The 4837-nt window shown below is 67.7% G+C and carries 2 protein-coding genes; one reads left to right on the forward strand and one right to left on the reverse strand.

Going from position 1 to position 4837, the window contains the following annotated elements; translation table 11 throughout:
• A partial coding sequence (locus VQ03_RS34060; protein ID WP_167376141.1) for an AAA family ATPase occupies positions 1 to 3002 on the forward strand: 3002 nt, incomplete at its 5' end.
• A gap of 175 nt (positions 3003 to 3177) precedes the next feature.
• On the opposite strand, the gene VQ03_RS28615 is transcribed toward VQ03_RS34060, so the two are convergent.
• Positions 3178 to 3336, reverse strand: coding sequence for a hypothetical protein (locus VQ03_RS28615; protein ID WP_208605570.1), 159 nt, complete (start codon positions 3334 to 3336; stop codon positions 3178 to 3180).
• Between the last annotated feature and the right edge of the window lie 1501 nt (positions 3337 to 4837).

Here is a 4837-nt window from a genome sequence, read left to right on the forward strand (position 1 = left end):
TGATCGGGCTCGCCGGCGCGGGCAAATCCACCATGCTCGGGACGGCACGCGAGGCCTGGGAAGCGGCTGGATACCGGGTGCACGGGGCGGCGCTCGCCGGCAAGGCGGCGGAGGGTCTGGAGGCCTCCTCGGGCATCCCGAGCCGCACCCTGGCGTCCTGGCAATTGGCCTGGACCAACGAGCGCCATCCGCTCGGAACGGGCGACATCCTGGTGATCGACGAGGCCGGGATGGTGTCCTCGCGCCAGCTCGCGCAGTTCGTCCAGACGGTCGAGCGCTCGGGCGCCAAGCTGGTGCTGGTGGGCGATCCCGAGCAGCTGCAGCCGATCGGGCCCGGCGCCGGGTTCCGGGTCTTGTCGGAGCGCACCGGCTTCCTGGAACTCGAGGCGATCCGGCGCCAGCGCACGGCCTGGCAGCGGCAGGCGAGCGTGGCCCTGGGCACGCGCGAGACCCGGGTCGGGCTCGAGGCCTATCGCGAGCATGGCGCGATCCGGTTCACGGCGGACGGAGCCTCGGCGCGCGAGGGCCTGGTGGCGGATTACCTGGGCGATCGGGCGGCCCGGCCGGAAGCGAGCCGGATCGCGCTGGCCCATACCCGGGCCGACGTGCGCGCGCTCAACGACGCGATCCGCGAGCGGCTGCGCGCGGCCGGGGAGCTGACGGACGAGGCGGGGTTCACGACCGGCGGGGCCGGGCGGCTGAGCTTCGCGGCTGGTGACCGGCTGGTGTTCCTGCGCAACGATCGCGCGCTCGGGGTGAAGAACGGCAGCCTCGGCACGGTGACGGACGCGGTCGAGGGTCGGCTGAGCGTGACGCTCGACGACGGGCGGGCGGTGACGGTCACGCAAGGGGTCTACGACGCGGTGGACCACGGCTACGCGACGACGATCCACAAGAGCCAGGGAGCGACGGTGGACCGGTCGTTCGTGCTGGCCTCGTCGGGGCTGGACCGTCACCTGGCCTACGTGGCGCTGACGCGGCACCGGGACGAGGTCGGGCTGTATGCCGGGCAGGATGCGTTCCCGGACTTCGCGGCGCTGGCGGGCCGGCTGGGCCGGGGGCGGCTGAAGGCGTCGGTGCTGGACTACCTCGGCGAGCCTCGGGAGGGGGGTGAGCCACGCGCGGAGGTCGCGGCGTCGGCGGCCCGGCCACTCGCCGATCAGCCCGCACCCCCGCAGGCAGTCGAGCCGGGGGAAAGAGCGGCTTCCGTCGCCCCGCGACAGCCGTTCCTGGCGGCCGTTCCCTACGACGAGGCGGCCATCGATGCGGTTCTCCGCAGCCGCGTCGATCCGGCCATCTATCTGAAGCGGGAACTCCAGGTGCTGGGGCTCAGGATCCACAGGGCGGTCAAGGATCACGCGAGCCTCTACCAGGCGATCTACGCCCAGGTTCGCACGCCTCGGACAGGCTACGTCACGCGGATCGATGGGCTGCTGGCCAAGCCCGAGGCCTACGGCGGCCTACGCGGGCGCAAGGGCTGGTTCGCTCGAGAGGCGGAGAAGGATGAACGCGAGAAGGCCGAGCGCGCCTATGGGACCATCAGGGACGCCGCCATCGCGCTCAAGACCGCGTTCTCGGCACTGGTCGACGAAATGCGTCCGCAAGAGGAGCGCTACCGCCGGCGCATCACGATCGAGGTGCCGGGCCTGTCCCCGGCTGCCGCCGCCGCGCTGACCACGATCGCCCGGACCCCCGACACGGACCCCCGGGTCTTCGATGCCGTCGTCGCGAAGGCCGTCGCGACGTCCGGGCAGCGGGCCGAGATCGAGGCGTTCGCGAGCGCCGTCGCGCGCCGGTTCGGGGCGAACGGGTCCGGAGCGGATCAGGGCCTCGGACCGTCGCAGGGGCTCACGAGGGAGGAGCGGGAGATCCTGTCCGGCGGCAGGTTCGTCGCCTCCTGCCTCGCGGAGGGCAGCCTGGATCCCCTGATTGCCCGGGTCCTGCGCCAGGAGCTCGATCAGCGCGTCGACGCGCCGCCGCAGCAGATTGTGGAGCAGGGACGGGACCTCGATCGTGGTCAGGCTCCGGTGCCGGACCCTCTTGGCAAGGGGTGGGAGGGCGGCGAGCCCCGCGCGGAGGTGGCCGCGTCGGAGCCCCGTCTCCCCGCCGCTCAGCCTGCACCCTTGCCGGCGGTCGAGCCGGGGGAGCGCGCAACCCTCGTCGCACCGCGAAAGCCGTTCCTCGCGGCCTATCCCTATGACGCGGCAGCGATCGATGCGGCCCTCGACCGTCGCGTCGATCCAGAGCGGGATCTCAAGCAGGACCTCGACATGCTGCACTACGAGATCCGCAGGGCGGTCAAGGAGCCCGCCCGGCTGTTCCGGGCGATCTACGCCCAGCTTCGCACGCCCGCAGATGGCTACTCCGCGCGGATCGACGGGGTGCTGGCCGACCCCTTGGCCTATGGCGGCCTGCGGGGCCGGAAGGGCTGGTTCGTGCCTGCGGCGGAGACGGAGGAACGGGAGCGGGCCGAGCGTGCCTATGCGGGCCTCAGGAGGTTCGCCCTGGAGCTGAAGGGTGCGTATTCGTGGGCCTGCGAGCGGGCGCGTCCGGAGGAGGAGCGCTATCGCCGGCGCATCACGATCGAGGTTCCAGGCTTGTCCCCCGCGGCAGCGGCGGCGCTGGGCAAGATCGGACGAACGTCGATCTACGTGCCGGCGGTGTTCGAGGCGGTGATGGCGGAAGCCGTGGCGCTTCCCGAGCAGCGGGCGGAGATCGAGGCCTTTGCGACAGCCGTGGCGCGCCGGTTCGGCGCCACCGGGGCGATCGGCCATTCACCGGAGAAAGGCCTCGGTCCGGGGCAGGGGCTGACGAGGGAGGAGCGGGAGATCCTGGCTGGCGGTGGGTTCGTCGCCTCCTACCTCAAGGAGGAGAGCCTGGATCACCTGATTGCCCGGGTCCTGCGCCGCGAGCTCGACCAGCGTCTGGATGTACAACCGCAGCAGACCCTGGAGCGGCGTCGGGACCTCGACCGCAGTCGTGATCCCGGTCTCACGCTGTGACTTCCGCGGGCTGCGCAGCTACGGAATTTTGTCTGATAAAGGTTGTTATCACCCGTAACACAGGGGCGCACGCACGATCTGCGGGGAGGCGTGATCCGAGCCTAGGTTGTGAGCATGGAGAGGGAGCCACGGCGGCCGGTCGCTCGGCCGCTCATGACTGGTGAGTTATGAGCGATCAGCAGTCGTCGTTCTTGAGCGGGTCCGGATTTTGCTCATCAGGCAGGATTTCCTTGATGTGTGCGTGAATCGTCTCGGCGGAGAACGGCTTGCCGATGAAGCGGGCGCCCTTTGGCATGTCGTCCGGCCCTGGCTTGAGGTTGCCGGAGGCGATCACAATCGAGATGTGCGGCCACCGCTCGGCGGTCTCGCGTGCCAGGGCAAACCCGTTGCGCGATCCACCCGGTCGAGCCGGTGAGCGAGAAGGATCGGCACGACATGCAGCGCAACTGCGAGGTCGACCGGGAGAGAGCTCGGGAGCGCAAGGCGGCGGCCACGATCGCAGCGTCTGCCGCCGGCGCCGATGCGATTGCTCCTGCCGAAGATGCAGCGTTGTCGGGCCCATAGGGTGTCTGAGCCCAGGAGGGGCGTCCCCTCCGGGCCGCGCCCTACTCGCCGCCTGCGGCGGCTCCCCGAACCCGCTGCGCGGTTTCGGCCCTCCGGGTGACGGTCGACTGACGCGACACACGGTATCCGCGCCACGGGTCCGTTGGCTCCCGGTGAGGGCGCACCGTATGGTACCGCACCATTCAGGGTCTCGGCACTTGTGATCGAGGCTCCACGCCCCCAGCTAGGGCCTCCCGATCAACGAACGAAAGGAGGTGATCCAGTGTCTCATTGTCTTACGCAGCGGTCGTGCGCGCTGGTGACCTGGACACTCGCCTCTGGTGAGGTCCGCGCCGCGTAATGCGACGCTGTTGCGGTCGTATACCGACCGCGGTTTGGCAATGGAGGGGCTGCCTGCGAGGGCAGCTCCTCTTTGTGTCTGAGGAGTGGTGTGGTCGCTCTTGAAGGAACGGCTGGGATCGCCATCTGAGTTATGAGGAAGCAAGGCCATCGTGCGGTTCAGCGCAAATGGCACAAGCCTCTTGAAACTGGCTAAATCCCTCCCATATTGAGACGATCGACGCGATATCACTTGTGAGGCTTCTCTTTGAGAAGTTCTAAAGGGATTGAAAGTGCGTCGGCAATCTCCATATCAGGTCTAGCAGCGAACCTACGAAAGTGGCTGCTGAAAGTCTCGGCCTTCATCGACGCCACTTATGCTTAAGCTTGTGCTCTAAGTGTGGGTACAGGATCCGAGTGTAAGCTTGGATCGGCTCTTGTAGAGTGCGGGACGCGTTCCCAGATTTTGGGGTAGGCACTAACCCTCCTGTACGTGGGGCAGTGCATCCGCTTCCCGGCCTTGTGGGCGGCCTCCTGCGCGAGCTAGGGCAGCTTCACGGCTGAGGAAGCGTCGAGATTGACAGGCAGGGCGGAGGGCATTAGATAGCACCTCCTGACGTCTGGCCCAGCAATGCGAGCCGCGTCACCAGCCTAGATGAGACAGATGTAAGGTGCCATCAGCAAAAGCTGTGGATGCCTTCTGTATCATTGGACTGCGAGTACTTGCGATAAGCTGGTACTGTTCTTTGACAAGTGCATACGAGAAAGAGAAGCGTGGACGGCGTCGTCCCTGCGGATCCTGCCTTCTGGGTGGGATCGTGAGTAGGATGATGCTGGTCTGACGTTTCGGTGCTCACACGATCCGGTGGAAACGCCGATCGGTTGTGAGCCTCCGTTTATGTTGTGATCAGCTATGATCAGCTCTTCAACTTGAGAGTTTGATCCTGGCTCAG

The organism is Methylobacterium tarhaniae (assembly GCF_001043955.1).
GTDB classification, from domain to species: domain Bacteria; phylum Pseudomonadota; class Alphaproteobacteria; order Rhizobiales; family Beijerinckiaceae; genus Methylobacterium; species Methylobacterium tarhaniae.